The organism is Priestia sp. P5_B4, from assembly GCF_056400385.1.
In genome coordinates, this window is the sequence record NZ_JBFULJ010000593.1 from 1 (window position 1) to 2404 (window position 2404).

Consider the following 2404-nt stretch of genomic DNA (forward strand, 5'->3'; position numbering starts at 1 on the left):
ATTTTAGTATAGCGGTCAAAGCCTTGCCAGTTCGATGCAAAGAAATATAAAATGCCGGACAAAACAAGAGCCAACCCCAGTAAATAACATTTTAGTATAGCGGTCAAAGCCTTGCCAGTTCGATGCAAAGAAATATAAAATGCCGGACAAAACAAGAGCCAACCCCAGTAAATAACCGAGTCTTACGAGCTTTTCTCTCATACTCAACCTCCTCTTTATATTATGTATATACTAGCGCATGTTTAAATATTTGGAAATAGAAAGAATGAATGCGTTTTAACAAAAAAATTGTGTAAAAAGGCCTTTTAGTGGCATGGAAATAACAAGTGAAGTAGTCCAAAAATCTTGATAAATTGTCAATAGTAAGATAGTTTTGGTTATTTTATCCTGAAGAGTGGGTATTGAACTAAAAACCTACATTATTCCCAAAAAATATAAGAAAACGTGCCGATGTGCACTCTTTCTTTATTTGATAAGCTGTAAAAGGGAATTAATGTTAGAAGATCCAAKAGATAGATATAAAGGAAGTGTCATCATATGAATGAGATGTTTGTTGCTCATCTGTATACCCAAGTAAAGCAGGCACATGAAGATATCCAGCAGCTTACGGCTAGTAAAAACACGTTAACGGAAGTCAAAGGCGAGCTTGAACGTGCAAAGGAAAAGGTAAAAGAACCAGAGCTCACTTCCGCCACTTGGTCAGGCAGCCTTGCTGTTGGGTTTGAAGACATCCGTATGGCTATGTTAGACGAATRCGATGATTTGCTGACCCGTCAGCTGACGGATGCCCTTACGACAATTGATGCAAAAATTACGGCGCTTCAATCAGATATACAAGGGATGGAACGTGCCATTAAAATGCAAGAAGACGAAGCAAAAGATAAGGTGTGATGCAGTATGGCAGACGAAATTAAAGTAATAGATGGTGAAATTAATAGAACGCTTAGTGACCTAAGCGCTGCTGCGCAGCAGTTTCAGCCGCTTTTTCCGTTTCACGTAGGAAGCGGACAAGATCTAGCGGTGCTCGATGAATTAAACCACCTGAACCAGCAGCTTCAAACGTTAATTGTGGACTACAAGCAAACGCTCCTCGATGATTTGAACGCCACCAAAAAATCCGTGCAGTCCATAAAAGAAGCAGATGAAAAAGCTGCAAACGCCGCTAAATAATGTTCATATTTTATATAAAGCTATCAAAAACAACCTTTCAACCAGCATAGATTTGACATTCAAATAAAAAGGTTTTATCTAGCGGATGATGCAAGCCTTGTAAAGAGGAGCGTCCGCTTAGGTTTAGAAAAATGACGGGCGATTGTTCGTTAACCGTTCGTTGTTTTTCTACATCGATACAGCTAGGAGGTTACAGGTTATTGAAAACACTTGATGTCGATGCTTTTCACGAAAATATTCAAGCCATCTTAGACTCTATTAAAAGTCAAAAAGAACAAATTCAGGGCCYGATTTCACAGGTTCAGGCATTTTCAAGCTTAGATGATGCGTTTAAAGGAAAAGGAGGAGAAGCGATTCGGTCTTTTTACGAAACGGGACATGCTTCTTTTTTAACGCTGTATCATTCATTACTCACTTCCTATGAAGCTCGACTAACTCAAATCACACATGCGCTGCGCTCATTCGAACCGAGCGAAGACGGCTACATTACGCAGCCGTTTCTGCAAGACACTATTCCTACGCATTTAAATCAAACAAGAAATACAACCGTTTCGCTTGTCGATCAAGCGAATGCAGCGATTCAAAAAGTCAGTCACCTTGCTTCCGTTTCAGCGCTTAACGACCAAGGTTTTCTAACAGAAGTAGAACAAGCAAAAAACAAAGCGGACAAAACGATGAACGATTTAGTCCGTTTTGACGAACAGCAAACGCAAAGCCTTTCAGCCATTCAAGATCAGCTGACGTCTTTAAACTCGCTGCTTTCTAAAGTGAAAGCTGGGTTTCAAAATGGTTCCATTCAGCCGGGCAATGTAAGTGAGCTGAGCGCGTTAGCGAAAAAAGCGATGACCGATTCAGGAGGCGTCTCGGTTTTTGAAAAAGGCATTCAAACAACCTTGACAAGAAAAGAAAAACAAGAGAAAGTGATAAAGGAAGTAGGCCTTGAAAAGCTGATTCAACTTCAGGCGATGACGCCTGCTGAACAGTTAAAAGAAATTCACAAGCTTGAAAAAACCTCGCCTTACATAAGAGAAGTGCTAACGCAAATTCAGCAGGATACAGCACCTGCTAACATGAAAAAACTAGCGGAACTGTCACCTGCAGAGCAAGCGGTCGAACTGGAAAAACGTCCATACCTGCAGGCGCTCAACGATTCTTCAACTGTGGGCATGCTAACGTCTCAACAGATTCTTCAAAACGCTACGGGCGTTGAGGGAATGCTTATGCAGTCAGTGAT

4 protein-coding genes are annotated in these 2404 nt (G+C 40.9%); 3 read left to right on the top strand and 1 reads right to left on the bottom strand.

Translation table 11 applies throughout. From position 1 onward, the window contains the following. Nucleotides 1-15 precede the first annotated feature (15 nt). On the bottom strand, nucleotides 16-201 hold the full coding sequence (locus AC1DRF_RS23405; protein ID WP_477741822.1) for a hypothetical protein: 186 nt from the start codon (nucleotides 199-201) through the stop codon (nucleotides 16-18). A gap of 336 nt (nucleotides 202-537) precedes the next feature. On the opposite strand from AC1DRF_RS23405, the gene AC1DRF_RS23410 reads away from it, so the two are divergent. From AC1DRF_RS23410 to AC1DRF_RS23420, 3 genes are all read left to right on the top strand, one after another. Continuing rightward, entirely contained in the window at nucleotides 538-891 is a 354-nt protein-coding gene (locus tag AC1DRF_RS23410; protein ID WP_477741823.1) for a YwqH-like family protein, read from the top strand. A gap of 6 nt (nucleotides 892-897) precedes the next feature. Then, on the top strand, nucleotides 898-1170 hold the full coding sequence (locus AC1DRF_RS23415) for a DUF5344 family protein (RefSeq protein ID WP_427076348.1): 273 nt from the start codon (nucleotides 898-900) through the stop codon (nucleotides 1168-1170). Nucleotides 1171-1370: 200 nt separating this feature from the next. Next, nucleotides 1371-2404, top strand: a 1034-nt coding sequence (locus tag AC1DRF_RS23420) for a T7SS effector LXG polymorphic toxin (RefSeq protein WP_477741824.1), incomplete at its 3' end; no start/stop codon positions are given.

What these genes read in the sequence shown, in the direction of transcription:
- AC1DRF_RS23415 (WP_427076348.1), top strand. Translation starts at nt 898, where the DNA reads ATGGCAGACGAAATTAAAGTAATAGATGGTGAAATTAATAGAACGCTT.
- AC1DRF_RS23405 (WP_477741822.1), bottom strand. Translation starts at nt 201, where the DNA reads ATGAGAGAAAAGCTCGTAAGACTCGGTTATTTACTGGGGTTGGCTCTT.